Genomic DNA, 17,766 nt, shown 5'->3' on the forward strand with positions numbered 1-17,766 from the left:
ATCAGATGAAGCGGCAGATCTTCACCGAGGACCACGAGGCGTTCCGGCAGACCGTGCGCACTTTCCTGGCCAAGGAGGTGGAGCCGTACTACGAGCAGTGGGAGCGGGACGGCGTCGTCTCCCGCGACGTGTGGCGGGCGGCGGGCCGGCAGGGGCTGCTCGGCATCGCGGTCCCCGAGGAGTTCGGCGGCGGGGGAGAGCCGGACTTCCGCTACGCCGCCGTACTGGCCGAGGAGTTCACCCGTGCGGGTGCCCCGGGGCTGGCGATCGGGCTGCACAACGACATCGTCGGCCCCTACCTCACCGGGCTGGCGACCGAGGAGCAGCAGCGCCGCTGGCTGCCCGGCTTCTGCACAGGCGAGACCATCACCGCCATCGCCATGACCGAGCCCGGCGCCGGCCCCGATCTGCAGGGCATCCGCACCACGGCCCAGGACAAGGGCGACCACTGGCTGCTGAACGGCTCGAAGACGTTCATCTCCAACGGCATCCTCGCCGACCTGGTCGTCGTCGTGGCCAGAACGACCCCCGAGGGCGGCGCGCACGGGCTGAGCCTGCTCGTCGTCGAGCGCGGCACGGCGGGCTTCGAGCGCGGCCGCAACCTCGACAAGATCGGCCAGAAGGCGCAGGACACCGCCGAGCTGTTCTTCACCGACGTACGCGTGCCCAAGGAGAACCTGCTCGGTGAACTCAACGGTGCCTTCACACACCTGATGACCAATCTGGCGCAGGAGCGGATGGCCATCGCCGTCGCCGGGATCGCCGGGGCCGAGCAGCTGTTGGAGCTCACCACCGAGTACGTCAAGGAGCGCACCGCGTTCGGCCGGCCGCTCGCCAAGCTCCAGCACATCCGTTTCGAGATCGCCGAACTGGCCACCGAGTGCGCCGTCACCCGCGCCTTCCTGGACCGCTGCATCGAGGAGCACGCCAGGGGCGAACTGGACGCCGTACAAGCCTCCATGGCCAAGTGGTGGGCCACCGAACTGCAGAAGCGTGCTGCCGACCGCTGCCTCCAGCTCCACGGCGGCTACGGCTACATGAACGAGTACCGCGTCGCCAAGGCGTTCACCGACGGCCGTGTCCAGACCATCTACGGCGGGACCACCGAGATCATGAAGGAGATCATCGGACGGTCGCTGCTGAACTGACCCGCCGCGCCGGCCGGCCGCCGAGCCCCCCGCAACCCGTACCTCCCGCACCCGCACGAAAGGCATCCCCTCGTGAGCTCAGAAGCGTTCGTGTACGAGGCCATCCGCACCCCGCGCGGGCGCGGCAAGGCCAACGGCGCCCTGCACGGCACCAAGCCCGTCGACCTCGTCGTCGGCCTCATCGACGAACTGCGCCGCAGGATGCCCGACCTCGATCCGCAGGCCGTCGACGACATCGTGCTCGGCGTCGTCAGCCCCGTCGGAGACCAGGGCTCGGACATCGCCAAGATCGCCGCCATCGCCGCCGGGCTGCCCGACACGGTCGCCGGCGTCCAGGAGAACCGCTTCTGTGCCTCCGGCCTGGAGGCGGTCAACATGGCCGCCGCCAAGGTCCGTTCCGGCTGGGAGGACCTCGTGCTGGCGGGCGGTGTTGAGTCCATGTCGCGGGTGAAGATGGGCTCGGACGGCGGCGCCTGGTTCAACGACCCGATGACCAGCTTCGAGACCGGCTTCGTCCCCCAGGGCATCGGTGCCGACCTCATCGCCACCCTTGAGGGCTTCGGCCGCCGGGACGTGGACGAGTACGCGGCGCGCTCGCAGGAGCTGGCCGCGCACGCCTGGAAGGAGGGCCGGTTCGAGCGCTCGGTGGTGCCGGTACGGGACCGCAACGGGCTAACCGTCCTCGACCACGACGAGCACATCCGCCCCGGCACCACCGCCGACACCCTCGCGGGCCTCAAGCCGTCGTTCGCCACCATCGGGGAGATGGGCGGGTTCGACGCCGTCGCACTCCAGAAGTACCACTGGGTCGAGAAGATCGACCATGTGCACCACGCCGGCAACTCCTCGGGCATCGTGGACGGTTCGGCGCTGGTTGCCATCGGCAGCGAGGAGGTCGGCAAGCGGTACGGGCTGCGCCCCCGTGCGCGGATTGTTTCCGCTGCTGTTTCCGGTGCTGACCCGACCATCATGCTGACCGGCCCGGCGCCGGCATGTCGTAAGGCCCTCGCCAAGGCCGGGCTGACGGCCGACGACATCGCCGTCGCGGAGATGAACGAGGCGTTCGCTGCGGTGGTGTTGCGGTTCGCGCGTGATATGGACCTCCCCTTGGAGAAGGTGAACGTCAACGGCGGCGCCATCGCCATGGGGCATCCGCTGGGGGCCACGGGCGCGATGCTGCTCGGTACGTGCATCGACGAGCTGGAGCGGACGGATCAGCGGTACGGGCTGGTCACGCTGTGCGTGGGGGGTGGCATGGGGATCGCCACCGTTGTCGAGCGGGTGTAGCTGCAGCCGCCGTACCCACGCCGTTGTTGTTGCTCGCCGTTGCGGCGGGCAAAAGGAGGAGACCACCCATGCCTGAATCCACCACCATCCGCTGGGACAAGGACAGCGACGGCATCGTCACGCTGACCTTCGACGACCCGGACCAGTCCGCGAACACCATGAACGCGGCCTTCCAGACCTCCCTCACCGCGGTCGCCGACCGGCTGGAGGCGGAGCGGGAGAGCGTACGGGGCGTCATCATGACCTCCGCCAAGAAGACGTTCTTCGCGGGCGGCGATCTGCGGCTGCTCATCCAGGCGCGGCCCGAGAACGCCCAGGAGGTCTTCGACAACGGGATGCGCATCAAGCGTGATCTGCGCCGTATCGAAACCCTCGGCATCCCGGTCGTGGCGGCGATCAACGGGGCCGCACTCGGCGGCGGGCTGGAGATCGCGCTGGCCTGCCATCACCGCGTCGCGCTCGACGCGCGGGGCTCCAAGATCGGCTGCCCGGAGGCCACGCTGGGGCTGCTCCCGGCGGGCGGCGGTGTCACCCGTACGGTACGGCTGCTCGGCATCACCGACGCGCTGCTGAACGTGCTGCTCCAAGGCCAGCAGTACCACCCGGGCAAGGCCAAGGAGATCGGCCTGGTCCACGAGGTCGTACAGACGCCGGAGGAGATGCTGGCGGCCGCCCGCGCCTTCATCGAGGCCAACCCCGCAGCGCAGCAGCCCTGGGACGTCAAGGGGTACAAGATCCCCGGCGGTACGCCCGCGCACCCCAAGTTCGCGGAGAACCTGCCCGCCTTCCCCGCCAACCTCAAGAAGCAGACGGGCGGCGCGCCTTACCCGGCGCAGCGCAACATCCTGGCCGCCGCCGTCGAGGGTGCCCAGGTGGACTTCGAGACGGCGCAGGTGATCGAGGCCCGCTACTTCGTGGAGCTGGCCTGCGGGCAGATCTCCACCAACATGATCCAGGCATTCTTCTTCGACCTCCAGGCCGTCAACGCGGGCCGCAGCAGGCCGGAGGGGATCGCCGGGCGCACGGTCGCCAAGGTCGCCGTGCTGGGTGCGGGCATGATGGGCGCCGGTATCGCCTACTCCTGCGCCAAGGCGGGCATCGAGGTCGTCCTCAAGGACGTCAGCCAGGAGGCGGCCGAGAAGGGCAAGGCGTACTCGGCGGGGCTGCTGGAGAAGGCGCTGTCGCGCGGGAAGACCACCGAGGCCGAGCGGGACGCCCTGTTGGCACGGATCACCCCCACCGCCGACCCGCAGGCCGTGGCGGGCTGCGATGCCGTCATCGAGGCGGTGTTCGAGGACCCCGCGCTCAAGCACAAGGTGTTCCAGGAGATCCAGCACATCGTCGCGCCCGACGCCCTGCTGTGCTCGAACACCTCCACCCTGCCGATCACCTCGCTCGCCGAAGGGGTCGAGCGCCGGGGCGACTTCATCGGGCTGCACTTCTTCTCACCCGTCGACAAGATGCCGCTGGTCGAGATCATCAAGGGCAAGGAGACCGGCGACGAGGCGCTGGCCCGCGCCTTCGACCTCGTACGGCAGATCCGTAAGACGCCGATCGTGGTCAACGACTCGCGTGGCTTCTTCACCTCGCGCGTCATCGGCCACTTCATCAACGAGGGCGTCGCGCTGCTGGCCGAAGGCGTCGACCCCGCCACCGTGGAGCAGGCCGCAGCGCAGGCAGGCTACCCGGCCAAGGTGCTCGCCCTGATGGACGAGCTCACCCTCACCCTGCCGCGCAAGATCCGCGACGAGACGCGGCAGGCCCTGCGCGCCGAGGGCAAGGAGCTGCCCGCGCACCCGGCCGACGCCGTACTCGACCGGATGGTCGACGAGTTCGGCCGCACCGGGCGCAGCGGTGGCGCGGGCTTCTACGATTACGACGAGAACGGCAAGCGGGCGGGGCTGTGGCCGGGCCTGCGCGAGCACTTCAGCAAGGAAGGCACGAGCGTCGAGGAAGGCACGAGCACCAAGGAGGGCGACGCCGGGATCCCGCTGAAGGACATGCAGGAGCGGATGCTCTTCTCCGAGGCGCTGGACACCGTCCGGCTCTTCGAGGAGGGCGTGCTCACCACCGTCGCCGACGCCAACATCGGCTCCATCATGGGCATCGGCTTCCCGGCCTGGACGGGTGGTGTGATCCAGTACATCAACGGCTACGAGGGCGGACTGCCCGGCTTCGTGGCCCGCGCCCGGGAGTTGGGCGAGCGGTACGGGGAGCGGTTCGCGGTTCCCGCGCTGCTGGAGGAGAAGGCCGCCAGGGGTGAGACCTTCACCGACTGACCGGTCGGTATTGGGTTCGACGGACCCCGCGTCACTCCTGCGCGGGGTCCGAGCCGTTCCGGGACGAGCCGTTTGCGGTTCCGGACGAGCCGGTTCCGGACGAGCCCGTCCGCGGGGCGCGCTCCAGCGGGAAGACCTCCCGCAGTTCCTCCTTCATCGAGCGCTGGAACGCGGTCACCAGGGCCTGCACCACCATCGGCTGCATATGCGCGGAGAGCGACTTCATCCGCTCCAGCCGTTCCGGGTCCGACTCAAGCTCCCGGTACGGGTCCCACACCTCCTGCTTGAACAGTCGGCTCAGCTCCCGCGCCGCCGAGCGGGTGTGCTCCATCATCACCTCGCGCGCCGCCAGGATCGCCTCCTGCGAGATCGGTACGTCCAGCAACCGCACCCCGAGCTGCACCAGCGCCGGATCGACGCGGAAGACGTCCGGGTCGTCCGTGCGGGCCAGGACGCTCATCGCCGCCAGCCGCTCGAGGTCGTCGTCGGTCAGCTCCCGGCCGACACGGCCCTCCAGTTGGGCCCGCGTCGTCTCGTCCACCGTGTCCGGCATCCAGGAGGTGACAACCGCACGGTGGATCGCCAGATCGTGGGCGCTGATGTCGTCGGGGAGCCGTTGCAGATAGCGCTCGATGGCCGCCAGCGTCATGCCCTGGTTCTGCAACTCCTCGATCAGCGCCAGCCGGGAGAGGTGCTCGGGGCCGTACCGGCCGACACGGCGGGGGCCGATCGTGGGCGGCGGCAGCAGGCCCCGGGTGCTGTAGAAACGGACCGTACGTACGGTCACACCTGCGCGGGCCGCGAGCTGGTCGACGGTGAGCTGGTCGGTGGGCTCGCCCACCGCCCCGTCCTGTCGCTCCATCTGCCGCGCCCCTCTCACCGCGGCACCACCGGGGTGCCGTCCGTACCGATCATGTTCAACAGTATTGCTGTCTCACCACTCCTGTGAAACCTTCGGGAACGTTCGCCGACGGAGGTCCCATGACGACGATCCTGCGACTCCCCAAGGACCCGTCCGAGCTGACCATCCCGGATCTGCTGCTGCGCAATGTGCAGGACCACGGCGACCTCCCGGCGCTCTCCTGGTACCCCGATGACGGAAACGACGCCGACGGCAAGCGCACCACCCTCACCTGGGCCGAGGCCCGGCACCGGATCGCCGAACTGGCCGCCGGTCTCGACGCGCTGGGCGTCACCCCGGGCGAACACGTAATGCTCATGATGGCCAACCGGCCCGAGCACTGGCTGACCGACCTCGCCCTCGTCCACCTGGGCGCCGTCCCGGTCTCCGTGTACGGCACGGCCGCGCCCGAGCAGATCGCCCATATCGTCCGGCACTCCCGGGCCCGCCTCGCCGTCGTCGGAGGAGCGGAGGAGCGGGCGCTCTGGGAGCCGCTGCTGGCGGCCGAAGGGGAGGCTCCCGGACGGATCCGGCAGCTCGTGGTGGCCGACGAGGACGCCGTCGGCCCGCACACCGCATGGCACGCCCTGCCGCGCCCGTACGAGTCCGCCGTCTTCGAGGAGCGGTGGCGCCGGGTGCGCTCCGGCGACCCGGTGACCGTCGTCTACACCTCGGGCACCACCGGTGACCCCAAGGGCGTGGTGATCAGTCACCGGAACGTGGTCCTCAACGGCGTCGCACTCGACGGCGTCGCCGAACTGCCCGACCACGCCGACCACATCTGCTACCTGCCCTTCGCCCATATCGCCGAGCGGATGCTGGGCATCTACCTGCCCGTTTTCCGCGCCTCGCACGTCCATCTGTGCGCCGACCCCGCGAAGATCGCGGCGCGCGTGAGCGAGCTGCACCCCGCCGAGTTCTTCGGGGTGCCGCGCGTGTGGGAGAAGCTGGCCGCCGCCGTCCGCGCCGGGCTGGAGGCGCTGCCCGAGGAGCGGCGGGCCGCCGTGGCCGAGGCGGCGGAGGTGGCCCGCGCCCATGTGCGCTGCCGGGAGCGCGGCATCCCGGCGGGGCCCGAGCTGGCAGCGGCGTACGAGAAGGCACGGAGCGAGGTCCTCCGGCCGCTGCTCGCGCCCGCCGGCTTCGACCGGCTGGTGTGGACGGCCAGCGCCTCGGCACCCATGCCGCAGGACGTGCTCGACTTCTGGGCGGGCCTCGGCATCGTGATCATGGATGCCTGGGGGCTGACGGAGACGACCGGGGCGCTCACCGTCAACGGTCCCGCCGCCTTCCGGCTGGGCTCCGTCGGGCGTCCGCTCGACGGAACCGAGATCCGTACCGCCGAGGACGGGGAGATCCTGGTGCGCGGCAGCACCCTCTTCGCGGGGTATCTGCGCCCCGACGGCTCGGTCGAGCCCGGTACCGACGCCGGCGGCTGGTTCGCCACCGGGGACATCGGCCGGATCGACGAGGACGGCTTCCTGTGGCTGACCGACCGCAAGAAGGAGATGATCGTCACCTCCACGGGCAAGAACGTCTCACCGGCGCTGGTGGAGAACGCCCTCAAGGAGCACCCGCTGATCGGCCAGGCCCTGGTGCACGGGGACGGCCGCTCGTATCTGGTCGCCCTCCTGGTCCTGGACGGCGAGACGGCACCGGCCTGGGCGGCCCGCAACGGGATCGACGTACCGCCCGGCGAACTGGCGAGGCACCCCGCCGTACGTGCCGAGGCCCACCGCGCCGTGGCCGCCGCCAACGCCCGCCTCAACCGCACCGAACAGGTCAAGCGCTACCGGCTGTTGGCGCGGGAGTGGACCCCGGCGACGGGGGAGTTGACCCCCTCGCTCAAGCTGCGCCGGGAGGTCGTACGCTCCCGTTACCAGCAGGTCATTGACGGGCTATATGAAGATCATGTGTGAGAAACCTCCAGTTGTGAGATCCATCACCGCGTAGACGGGCCCTCCGGAGTTAGGTGACGCCTTGGTCCGCAGCCGTGATCACGGCGGCCGCCGACCCAACAAGCCATTTCAAGAGTGAGTTGGACCAACTGTGAGCAACGATGTCGTCCAGGACGCCATCCCGTCGAAATCCGGCGGAGGCGACCAGGTCGCACCGCCGTCCCCGCACGGGTCGGCTGCGGACGCCGGTGACGCCGGCTACAGCAAGGACCTCAAAGCACGTCATATCAACATGATCGCCATCGGCGGGGCGATCGGTACCGGGCTCTTCCTCGGTGCAGGCGGACGCCTCGCCTCCGCGGGACCGGCCCTCGCGATCGCCTACGCCGTCTGCGGACTCTTCGCGTTCTTCGTCGTCAAGGCGCTCGGCGAGCTGGTGCTGCACCGGCCCTCCTCCGGCTCCTTCGTCTCCTACGCGCGGGAATTCCTCGGGGAGAAGGGCGCCTATGTCGCCGGCTGGATGTACTTCCTGAACTGGTCGACGACCGGCATCGCGGACATCACCGCGATCGCGCTCTACACGCACTACTGGAGCTTCTTCACCGACATCCCGCAGTGGGTGCTCGCGCTGATCGCGCTGGCCGTGGTGCTGGCCATCAACATGATCTCCGTGAAGATCTTCGGTGAGCTGGAGTTCTGGTTCGCCGTGATCAAGGTGGCGGCGCTGGTCGTCTTCATGGTCATCGGCATCGTGCTGCTCGCCACCCAGCACCCCGTCGGCGGCGAGACGCCCGGGTTCAGCCAGATCACCGACCACGGCGGCGTCTTCCCCAACGGGCTGATGCCCGTGATCATCGTCATGCAGGGCGTCGTCTTCGCCTACTCCTGCGTCGAGCTGGTGGGCGTGACGGCGGGCGAGACCGCCGAGCCGGAGAAGGTCGTCCCCAAGGCCGTCAACGCCATCATGTGGCGCGTCGGCTTCTTCTACGTCGGTTCCGTGCTGCTGCTGGCGTTGCTGCTGCCGTGGGACAAGTACCAGGACGGGCAGAGCCCGTTCGTGACCGTGCTGTCCAAGCTCGGCGTGGACGGCGCCGGCGACGTGATGAACCTCGTCGTCCTCACGGCCGCCATGTCCAGCCTCAACTCCGGGCTGTACTCGACGGGGCGCATCCTCCGCTCCATGGCGATGGCCGGCACGGCGCCGAAGTTCACCGCCAGGATGAACGCCAGCCAGGTGCCCTATGGAGGCATCCTGCTGACCTCCGCCGTCTGCGTCATCGGCGTCGGGCTCAACTACGTCGTGCCGGGCAAGGCGTTCGAGATCGTGCTGAACATCGCCGCACTCGGCATCGTCAGCACCTGGTGCACCATCATGCTGTGCCACTGGGTGTTCGTGCGGCGTGCCAAGGCCGGGCTCGTCGAGCGGCCGTCCTTCCAGCTGCCGGGCTCGCCGGTCACCGAGTGGGTGACCATCGCCTTCCTCGTCGGCGTCATCGCCCTGATGTGGAACGACCCCGATGTGGGACGCAAGACGGTGATGCTGCTGCCGTTGATCGCCGCCGCGCTGGTGGGTGGCTGGTTCGCCGTACGAGGGCGCGTCCGCGCCTTGGCCGCCGAAGATCAACTGAAGCGGTAACGTTTTGCCGCCGCCCCTGCCCCCTCCCGGGGGTGGGGGCGGAGCGCCCCGTCAGGGGCGCGGGGAACTGCGCGACCAGCCACGACGAGCCCGCAGACCGCGTACGTCGGACAGGGGCACCCCCTCACCGGCGCTAGTGCAGCCGCACAGGCAACTCGTACAGCTCGTTCTGCGTGATGGCGGGCTTGTTCCGCAATTCCGTGGGGTCGACCGCCAGGCCCAGACCGGGGAAGCGGTCGAAGAGCGCGGGGAGGGCGACCAGGGCCTCGAGGCGGGACAGCGGCGCGCCGGGGCACACATGGGGACCGTGTCCGAAGGCCAGGTGCCGCGTCGGCGGCGTACGCGTGACGTCGAAGCGCTCCGCGTCGGGCCCGTGCTGCTGCTCGTCGCGCCCGATGGCGCCGTAGGCGATGATCACCGCGTCGCCCTGCTTCATCACGGTGCCGCCGACATCGATGTCCTCCGTGGCGAAGCGGACCAGCACATGGGTGGTCGGCGCGTCCCAGCGCAGCGTCTCCTCGATGGCGGCCTCCCAGCTGACCTCGCCCGAGCGGACCAGGGCGAGCTGTCCGGGGTGGGTGAGCAGCGCCCGTACCGCACTGACGATCAGGCTGATCGTCGTCTCGTGCCCGGCGGTGATCAGCACCTGGACCGTGGCCACGATCTCCTCGTCGCTGAGCGAGTCGCCCTCCTCGGCAGCCGCCAGCAGGGCGCTGGTCAGATCGTCGCCGGGGGACTCCTTCTTCTGCGCGACAACGGCGCTGAACAGCGAGCCCAGCTCGGCGATGATGCCCTGCACCTCCTCGGCCGGGGTGACGCTGCTGAAGAAGCCGTCGTACAGGGTGCGCAGCCGCGGGATCTGGGTGGTGTCGATGCCCAGCAGGTCACCGATGACGGCCATCGGCAGCGGGTAGGCGAAGCCGGCCTTGAGATCGACGCGGCCCGCCGCGTCGGCCGACGCCTCCAGGCCGTCCAGCAACTCGCGGGTGATCTCCTCGATACGGGGCCGCATCGCCGCCACCCGGCGCGGGGTGAGCGCCTGCGCGGTCAGCGTCCGCAGCCTGCGGTGCTCGGGGCCGTCGAAGGTGAGCATGCTGGGGCCCGGGTCGGCCAGCCCGATCAGCGGCCAGGTCTGCGGGATCTCCCCGCGCTGGTAGGCGGCCCAGTGGTCGATGTTCTTGACCAGCCTGCTGTCCGTCAGCAGCTTGCGGGCCTCCGCGTGGTGGGTGACCGCCCACACCCGTACGCCGCCCGGCAGTTCGACGGGGGCGAGGGGACCCGCGGCACGCAGCCGGGCACCTTCGCCGACCAGGTCGCGCACCAGCGGGTCGAGCACGATCACCTCGCCGGCGGCGCCCTCGCGGTCCGAGCCCGAGCCGGTGCCGGTGACGGGACACGACGTCATCCGTGGCCTCCTGCGGTGCTGGTCGGGGTCGGGGAGAAGCGCACAGGAAGCGACGCCAGACCGCGCAGGAACGGCGACGGACGCCAGACCAGGGCCTGCGCACCGACCGCCAGATCCACGTCCGGCAGCCGGTCCAGCAGGACCTCGATGCCGGTACGCGCGATGCCCTCGGCGATGTCCTGGGCCGGGTAGGGGCAGCGGTGTTCACCGTGCCCGAAGGAGAGGAAGGCGCTGTTCCCGCCGGTGAACGCCGTACGGTCCGGACGCACTTGGGGGTCGCCGTTGGCCGCGGCGAAGCTGAGCATCAGCAGATCGCCGGCGGCGATGTGCCGCCCGGCCAGCTGGGTGTCGCGGGTCGCCCAGCGGCCCGCGATGTTCTGGGTGGGGGTGTCCTCCCACAGCACCTCGTTCATGGCCTCGGCGACGCTGTGCCGGCCGCCGGAGAGGGAGGCGGCGAAGCGGTCGTCGGTGAGCATCAGCCGCAGCGAGTTGCCGATCCAGTCGGCGGTCGGCTGGTGGCCGGCGACGAAGGTCACCATCATGTCTTCGACGATCTCCTCGAAGGAGAAGTCGTCCGAGTAGTCGTGGTGCAGCAGCCGGGAGGCCACCCCGGCGGCCGGTGCCTCGCGCCGGGAGGCGAGCAGGGAGCGCATCGCCGAGTTCACCCGGTCGCGGCCCTCCAGCGCTTCGGCCCCGCCGTCGACCAGCGCGTTGATGCTGGGCACCAGGTCGGCCCCGGCCTCGTCGGAGAAGCCGTAGAGCCGGGCGAGCACCAGCGCGGGCAGCACTTTGGCGTACTCGGCGATCAGGTCGGCCGAGCCGCGTCCGCAGATCTCGTCGATCAGCCGGTCGGCGAACCGCTCGGAGTTCTCGCGCAGCTCGAACGGGTCGACGGCGGCCAGCGCGTCGCTGATCAGCGTCGCGCGGCGGTGGTGCCGCTCGCCGACGGTGTAGAGGATCGACGGCTGCTTGCCCACCATCGGCAGCAGCGGCCAGTCCGCCGGAATGTTCGGCCACTGGTTCCACAGCCCCGAGTCGCGGCTGAAGAGCGCCGGGTCGGAGGTGATCTGGTGCAGTTCGCGATAGCCGAGCACCAGCCAGCAGGGCACGTCGCCAGGCAGGACGACCGGCGCGAGCGCCCCGTGCTGCTCGTACATCTCCCGGTAGAGCCGGGCACGGTCGTCGTTCTGGAAGCGCGGACCCATCAGGGGAACGGCGTCCGGACTCGGGTGTGCGGGGCAGCCGGGCGGTGGTGCGGAGGCGGTGCTGAACTGCTGAGCGGGTGTCAAGGGGTGTTCTCCGGGGCGGAACGCGCGGTGGACAGGGTGTACAGGTGCTGGACGAGGGCGAGCAGCACCTCCTTGCTGGACTCGCGGGAGCGCGCGTCGCACTCGACGAGCGGGACGTCCTCGGGCAGGTCCAAGGCATCGCGCACCTGTTCGGCGGTGTGCTGGGGTCCGCCGAAGTCGTTACGGGCGACGATGAACGGGGTGCCGTGCGCCTCCAGCCGGTCGATGGCGTACCAGGAGTCCTCCAGCCGCCGGGTGTCCACCAGGACGACGGCGCCCAGGGTGCCGGAGAAGAGCCGGTCCCACAGGAACCAGAACCGCTCCTGGCCCGGCGCACCGAACAGGTACAGCACCGTCTCGTCGTTGAGGCTGATCCGGCCGAAGTCGAAGGCGATCGTGGTGGTCGTCTTGCCCTGCACGGCCGAGAGGTCGTCGACGCCCTCGCCGGCGCGGGTCATCGTTTCTTCGGTGTTCAGCGGACGGATGTCGCTGACGGCCCGCACCATGGTCGTCTTGCCGACACCGAAGCCGCCGACGATCACGATCTTCAGCCCCTGGGCCGCGGTACTGAGCAGCGGCGGGCGGGCTTCGGTGCCGGCTGTCGTCACCGAGTTCGCGTCAGATGTTGCGGAGTCCAACGAGCACCTGCTTCAGGAGGTCGGGATCGGGCAGTGCGTCAGCGGTCTGGGCCCGCCGCGGATGGCGAGCGGTGATCTTCCCCTGGGCGAGCAGGTCGCCCAGCAGGATGCGGACGACGCTCACCGGCAGTCCAAGATCGGCGGCCAGCTCCACGACCGCCGTGGGGAAGCGGCAGATACGGAGGATCGCGGCGTGCTCCGACTGCATGCCACGCACCGGGGCGCTCTCGCTGACCACGAGCGTCACCAGGTCGAAGGTGTCGGCTCCGGTCGTGGAACGGCTGCGCCCGCCGGTCACGGTGTACAGCCGGTCCGGGTCCTCGTCCCGGCCCGGCCGAGTCATACTGCTCCGCCTCCGTCTACGCCGCTGCGGACGTCGCCTGCGGCCGACTTGCGCGGCGGGGCGCTGAGGTATTCGCTGAGCTGCTCGATCAGCTCGTTCATGTTGTGGCCGATGAGGCCCACGTCGGAGTCCTCCTCGGCGACGACGGCCAGATGCGCACCGGCGCCCGCCTCCACGACGAACAGGATGCCGCCGTAGAACTCCGCCATCGCCTGGCGCACCCCGCCGTTGCCGTCGCCGAACTCCACGGAAGCCCCGTGCGACAGGCTCTGGATACCGGCCGAGATGGCCGCGAGCTGGTCGGCCTGGTCGATGGAGAGCTCCGGTGTACGGCACAGCTTGAGGCCGTCACGGGAGAGCACGAGAGCGTGCCGGGCCCCGGGGGTGCGCTCCAGGAGGTTCTCCAGCAGCCAGTCGAGCTTGCTGTCAGTGATCATTCGGTGTCGTCCTCCGAGAGGGAAGAGGAGGGAGAGGGGGAGGAGGCGGAAGGCATGGCGTTCTGGCCGGTTTCTTCCGAGTCGCCGGCGCCCTGGACGGCCCGGCGGAAGTCGCCGAACCGGGTGCCGGAGGGACGCTTCGTACGGCCGGCCGCCGGGCGTTTGCCGTCCGCGGTCGCCTCCTCGGCGGCCTCGCGCTCCGCCCCGGACGAGGAGCTCCCCGTCCGCGACGAGGCGGCCGAGGCCCGGGCGACGGCCGCGAGGGTCTGGCCCCGCCGCCGCTTGGGCAGCCCGCTGTCGCCGTACTGCTGGGGCGGTGGGGCCGCGGTCGCGTAGGCGCCGCTCTCCCGCTGGTCGTGGCCCTGGGCGCCCTGCTGGGCTGGGACGGCGGACTCCGGCTGCGCGGTGTGATCGGCGGCCGGACGGATGTGATCCGCGGCGCCACGTACGTGATCCGCCGCCGGGCGGTCCTGCTCCGCCGTCGTACGGGCCTGGCCCACGGCCGGGCGGGTCTGCTCCGCGGCCGGCAGTGGGGCGCTCTGGGTGGCGCCCAGCGAGGTGGGGGTCCCACCGGCCGGAGGCTGGGGGAGGGTCGCTGCCCGGGTGGACCCGGCCACCGGGGGCGCGGGCTCCTCGCGGCGCGGCTCGGTGAGCAGCTCGCGCGGGACGCGGACGAGCACGCCGGTGCCGCCGTGCGCGGAGGGCCGGAAGGAGACGGACAGGCCGTGCTTGCGGGCCAGTCGCCCCACCACGGCCAGACCCAGCCGGGTACCGGACAGCGTGGTCAGGTCACCGTGGTCGGCGGAGACGGCCTGCTGGGCGCGGCGCAGCGCGACCTCTCCCATCACCAGGCCGCCGTCCTCGACGGTGATGACCACGCCCGCGGCCACCTCCTCGACGTAGACGTGCACTTCGGAGGTGGGCGGGGAGAAGTTCGCCGCGTTGTCCATCAGTTCGGCCAGCAGGTGCATGACGCCCTCGGCCGCATGGCCCGCGATGGCGACCTCGCTCGTCGAGTGCAGCCGCACGCGCTGGTAGCCGCTGATCCGGCCCATGGCGCCGCGCAGAATCGACTCCATCACGATCGGCTTCGCCCAGCGGCGGCCCGAACGGGCGCCGGTGAGGACGGCGATCGAGTCGGCGATCCGGCCCATCTGCGCGTTCCTGTGGTCCAGCTGCAACAGGTCGGCCAGCACATCCTCGTCCGCGTGCGTGTGCTCCATCTCGCGCAGGTCGGCGGCCATGCTGGTGGCCAGCGCCTGCACCCGGCCCGCCGCGTTGGCGCACGCCGACATCGCCGCGGCACGCATGTTCTCGCCCCTGTGGACCTCGTTCGCCACGGTGATCAGCACCCGGCGCTGTGCCTCGGAGGCCACCGGCGGCGCCTCGGCCAGCGCGGTCTCGGCCGAGCCGCCGTGCCGAAGCCGCTCCACCAGTGCGGGCACGGTCGCGTCGGCGAAGTAGTTGTCGGTCGCGTCCCGTTCGGCCGCCCGGGAGTGGCCCGCGGCCACCGCGGCACGCAGCGAGCGGCTGGTGAGCCGGGCGTGCGCCGCCACCGTGACAGCCGCGCACAGCACCGCACCGGCCGCGCCGGCGCTCCAGGCGACCGCGATGCGTGCCGACTCGGCACTGGCGTAGACGGCGATCAGGCACGCGATGCCCGCAACCGCGACGGAGATCAGCAGCGCGAGCGCCGTGCCGGTGGCGGTCCCACCACCACCGGCGGCGGCCGGCCGAGTGCCCGTGGTCGGCTGACCGGCGTTCGCGACCGGTTGTGCGGCGTTCCCGACCGGCTGTGCGGGGTTTGTGACCGGCTGAGCGGTGCCGACTGCCGGTTGGCCCGTGCCTGTGGCCGGAGGCGGTGATATCTCGGGGGAGGTCATCAATCAGGTCCTAGGGGACGGAACCGGGCAGAGGCGAGAGCTGAGCCGCAGCCCTCCGATCAACGTCGCACCAATATAGGCCAGTTAGTGATCACTAAGCAGCCGAGGGGTGTGGTGGTTCCGCACAGAATCGCCGCGCGCCGCGCCGGAAGGGGCACCGGAGGCATCATGAGGGCCGCAGAGGCATCATGAGAAGAGTGCAAGCAAGCGAACGAGACCGCCTGGCACGCACCGGGCCGGAGCCCCCGCCCCCGGACGGCATCCTGTGGGACGTCGTCGGGGAGGTCCGCCAGCTGCTCATGCTGCCCGCCGCGCTCACTCTCCAGGTGGCCCACCCCGCCGTGGGTGCAGGAGTGGACGAGCACTCCGTCTTCCGTACCGACCCCTGGGGCCGCGGAGAACGCTCGCTGCGGAGCTTTCTGCTGTGGGTCTACGGCGGCGAGGAAGGCATCGCCGAGGGGCGCAGGCTGCGCGGGCTGCACAAGACCATCCAGGGCGTCGATGCGCACGGCCGCCGCTACCACGCGCTCACACCCGCCTACTACGCGTGGGTGCACGCCACCGGCTTCCCCACCTATCAGAACGCCCAGCGGTATCTCGGCCGCCGCCCCTACACGGACGAGGAGGAGCGCAGGCTGTACGCCGAGTGGCTCCAGGTCGGCCGCGTCCTGGGCATCCACGAGAGGGACATGCCCCGTACGCGGGAAGAGTTCTGGCCCTACTGGCGGCGGATGCTGGCCGAGGAGATCGAGCCCACCAAGGTCGTCGGTGAGCTCACCACGGTGAACACCGACGTTCCGCCGCCGCCTTACGGGCCGCGGGCCGTGCGGTGGGCGCTGCGGGTGGTCTGGCCGCTCGTCGTTCCCGGGTTCGCCCGGTTCCAGCGCTTCATGACCGTCGGACTGATGCCGCCCGACGCACGTGAGGTGCTGCGGCTGCCCTGGACGCCGCGTCAGGAACGCCGGCTGCGCCGCCTCGGCCGCGTCCTCGCCTGGACCTTGCCCTTGGTTCCGGAGCGTCTCCGCTACTTCCCGTACGCACGGAAGGCGCGTGCGGCCCGCCGCTGAGTGGGGGCGGACACCCCCACTCGCGACGGGGACCGCCTCAGTGGCGGTGGTGGTCCGCGGTGTGGATCTGCTTCCAGGAGCGGGGCTGCTTCGGGGTGCTCTCGGCAGCGAAGGACGCGGCCCCCGCTGAAGGCTTCGACGGCTGGTAGAGCCAGGTGTCGAAGAGCTTGTCGAGCGGCTTGCCGGAAACCTTCTCCGCGTAGTCGACGAAGTCGCCCACGGCGGCGTTGCCGCCCTTGTGCTTCTGCGGCCACCCCTTCAGCACGGCGAAGAAGTCCTTGTCGCCGATCTCGTTCCGCAGCGCCTGCAGGGTCATGGCGCCCCGGTCGTAGACCGCGCGGTGGAACTGGTTGTCGGGGCCGGGGTCACCGGGCTTGACCTTCCAGAAGGGGTCGTCGGCCGGGCGCGAGGCGTAGGCGTAGTCGGCCAGCTCCTGCGCCGTGCCCTCGCCCTGCTCCTCGGACCAGAGCCACTGTGCGTACCGCGCGAAGCCCTCGTTGATCCAGATGTCCTTCCAGCCCTTCACGGAGACGCTGTCCCCGTACCACTGGTGGGCCATCTCGTGGACGACGACGGAGGTGTTGGAGCCGTCCGCGAAGTCGTCGGGGCTGTAGAAGGGACGGGTCTGGGTCTCCAGCGCGTATGTGGTGTCGGTGGCCGGCACATAGCCGCCCAGCGCTTCGAAGGGATACTCACCGAAGTAGCCCTCCAGCCATTCGGTGAGCTCGGCGGTCCGCTCGATGCTTGCCCGTGCCGCGCCCTCGTGCTCGCCAAGGTCCTTGCTGTAGGCGTTGATGACGGGCAGTCCGGAGTCGGTCTTCGACTTGGTGATGTCGAACTTGCCGAGCGCGAGAGTGGCCAGGTAGGTGGCCTGCGGTGCGCGGGAGCGCCAGTTGTAGCGCGTCCAGCCGGCCTGTGAGCGCTGCGACTGGAGGGTGCCGTTGCTGATGGCCTGGGTGCCGTCCGGCACGGCGACGCTGATGTCGTAGCTCGCCTTGTCGGTGGGGTGGTCGTTGCTGGGGAACCACCACCAGGCCGACTCGGGCTCGTTGGCGGCGACGCCGCCGTCCTTGGTGCGGTGCCACGAGGTGAAGCCGTTCACCTCGACCTGGGAGGGGACGCCCTGGTAGCGCACCACGACGGTCGCCTTCTCGCCCTTGGCCAGCGGCTCGGCCGGGGTCACCTCCAACTCGTGCGCACCCGAGGTGTCGAAGCGGGCCTTCTTCCCGTTGACCCGCACCTCGCTGACGTCCAGTGCGAAGTCCAGGTTGAAGCGCGACAGGTCCTGTTCCGCGGTGGCCAGCAGTGTGGCGGTGCCCGTGAGCTTGTCCGTCTTCGGCTGGTAGGTGAGCCGAAGGTCGTAGTGGGAGACGTCGTAGCCGCCGTTCCCGTAGTCCGGGTAGTAGGGGTCGCCCACGCCGGGGGCTCCCGGGGTCGGTTCGGCCGCCGAGGCCGGGACCGCGAGCAGCAGTGAGGCCGCCGTTATCGCACCCGGGACGATCAGTCTGTGACGCACGAGTCCTCCAACTCTTCTGTGACAGGAGCCACTTCTTCCGCG

At 70.5% G+C, this 17,766-nt stretch carries 14 protein-coding genes; 6 read left to right on the top strand and 8 right to left on the bottom strand.

All coding sequences use genetic code 11. The features are described from left to right. Positions 1 to 5 precede the first annotated feature (5 nt). The 3 genes from ACTWQF_RS06700 (at position 6) to ACTWQF_RS06710 (ending at position 4,714) form a co-directional block, all read left to right on the top strand. Complete coding sequence (locus tag ACTWQF_RS06700; RefSeq protein WP_443278476.1) at positions 6 to 1,148, top strand: acyl-CoA dehydrogenase family protein; 1,143 nt, start codon at positions 6 to 8, stop codon at positions 1,146 to 1,148. 72 nt (positions 1,149 to 1,220) lie between these two features. Further along, positions 1,221 to 2,435, top strand: a complete 1,215-nt coding sequence (locus ACTWQF_RS06705) for an acetyl-CoA C-acetyltransferase (protein WP_443278016.1) — start codon at positions 1,221 to 1,223, stop codon at positions 2,433 to 2,435. A 68-nt stretch (positions 2,436 to 2,503) separates the two neighbouring features. Continuing rightward, entirely contained in the window at positions 2,504 to 4,714 is a 2,211-nt protein-coding gene (locus ACTWQF_RS06710) for a 3-hydroxyacyl-CoA dehydrogenase NAD-binding domain-containing protein (protein ID WP_443278018.1), read from the top strand. Between the two features lie 31 nt (positions 4,715 to 4,745). On the opposite strand, the gene ACTWQF_RS06715 is transcribed toward ACTWQF_RS06710, so the two are convergent. Beyond that, on the bottom strand, positions 4,746 to 5,576 hold the full coding sequence (locus tag ACTWQF_RS06715) for a MerR family transcriptional regulator (RefSeq protein WP_443278020.1): 831 nt from the start codon (positions 5,574 to 5,576) through the stop codon (positions 4,746 to 4,748). Positions 5,577 to 5,695: 119 nt separating this feature from the next. On the opposite strand from ACTWQF_RS06715, the gene ACTWQF_RS06720 reads away from it, so the two are divergent. Beyond that, the gene (locus tag ACTWQF_RS06720) at positions 5,696 to 7,531 is read left to right on the top strand and encodes an AMP-dependent synthetase/ligase (RefSeq protein WP_443278022.1); all 1,836 of its coding nucleotides are present in this window, start codon (positions 5,696 to 5,698) and stop codon (positions 7,529 to 7,531) included. 157 nt (positions 7,532 to 7,688) lie between these two features. Continuing rightward, entirely contained in the window at positions 7,689 to 9,146 is a 1,458-nt protein-coding gene (locus tag ACTWQF_RS06725; RefSeq protein WP_443278477.1) for an amino acid permease, read from the top strand. Between the two features lie 133 nt (positions 9,147 to 9,279). Here ACTWQF_RS06725 and ACTWQF_RS06730 read toward each other — a convergent pair whose 3' ends face one another. From ACTWQF_RS06730 to ACTWQF_RS06755, 6 genes are all read right to left on the bottom strand, one after another. Further along, positions 9,280 to 10,551 (bottom strand): cytochrome P450 family protein, encoded by a 1,272-nt coding sequence (locus tag ACTWQF_RS06730; protein ID WP_443278024.1) that lies wholly within the window; start codon positions 10,549 to 10,551, stop codon positions 9,280 to 9,282. Then, positions 10,548 to 11,756, bottom strand: coding sequence for a cytochrome P450 (locus ACTWQF_RS06735; protein WP_443278478.1), 1,209 nt, complete (start codon positions 11,754 to 11,756; stop codon positions 10,548 to 10,550). The genes ACTWQF_RS06730 and ACTWQF_RS06735 overlap by 4 nt, the downstream gene beginning before the upstream one ends. 80 nt (positions 11,757 to 11,836) lie before the next feature. Beyond that, positions 11,837 to 12,478, bottom strand: a complete 642-nt coding sequence (locus ACTWQF_RS06740; protein WP_443278026.1) for a GTP-binding protein — start codon at positions 12,476 to 12,478, stop codon at positions 11,837 to 11,839. Further along, positions 12,459 to 12,821: a DUF742 domain-containing protein gene (locus tag ACTWQF_RS06745; RefSeq protein ID WP_443278028.1), complete on the bottom strand. Its 363-nt coding sequence runs from the start codon at positions 12,819 to 12,821 to the stop codon at positions 12,459 to 12,461. The genes ACTWQF_RS06740 and ACTWQF_RS06745 overlap by 20 nt, the downstream gene beginning before the upstream one ends. Then, complete coding sequence (locus ACTWQF_RS06750; protein WP_443278030.1) at positions 12,818 to 13,258, bottom strand: roadblock/LC7 domain-containing protein; 441 nt, start codon at positions 13,256 to 13,258, stop codon at positions 12,818 to 12,820. The genes ACTWQF_RS06745 and ACTWQF_RS06750 overlap by 4 nt, the downstream gene beginning before the upstream one ends. Further along, positions 13,255 to 15,141, bottom strand: a complete 1,887-nt coding sequence (locus ACTWQF_RS06755) for an ATP-binding protein (protein WP_443278032.1) — start codon at positions 15,139 to 15,141, stop codon at positions 13,255 to 13,257. Before ACTWQF_RS06755 ends, ACTWQF_RS06750 begins: the two co-directional genes overlap by 4 nt. 188 nt (positions 15,142 to 15,329) lie before the next feature. Here ACTWQF_RS06755 and ACTWQF_RS06760 point away from each other — a divergent pair, with 188 nt between their 5' ends. Beyond that, positions 15,330 to 16,208: an oxygenase MpaB family protein gene (locus ACTWQF_RS06760; protein WP_443278034.1), complete on the top strand. Its 879-nt coding sequence runs from the start codon at positions 15,330 to 15,332 to the stop codon at positions 16,206 to 16,208. Between the two features lie 37 nt (positions 16,209 to 16,245). Here ACTWQF_RS06760 and ACTWQF_RS06765 read toward each other — a convergent pair whose 3' ends face one another. Then, entirely contained in the window at positions 16,246 to 17,724 is a 1,479-nt protein-coding gene (locus tag ACTWQF_RS06765; RefSeq protein ID WP_443278036.1) for a M1 family metallopeptidase, read from the bottom strand. Between the last annotated feature and the right edge of the window lie 42 nt (positions 17,725 to 17,766).

Origin of the sequence: Streptomyces sp. 8N114 (assembly GCF_052245835.1) — a bacterium.
Classification (GTDB): domain Bacteria; phylum Actinomycetota; class Actinomycetes; order Streptomycetales; family Streptomycetaceae; genus Streptomyces.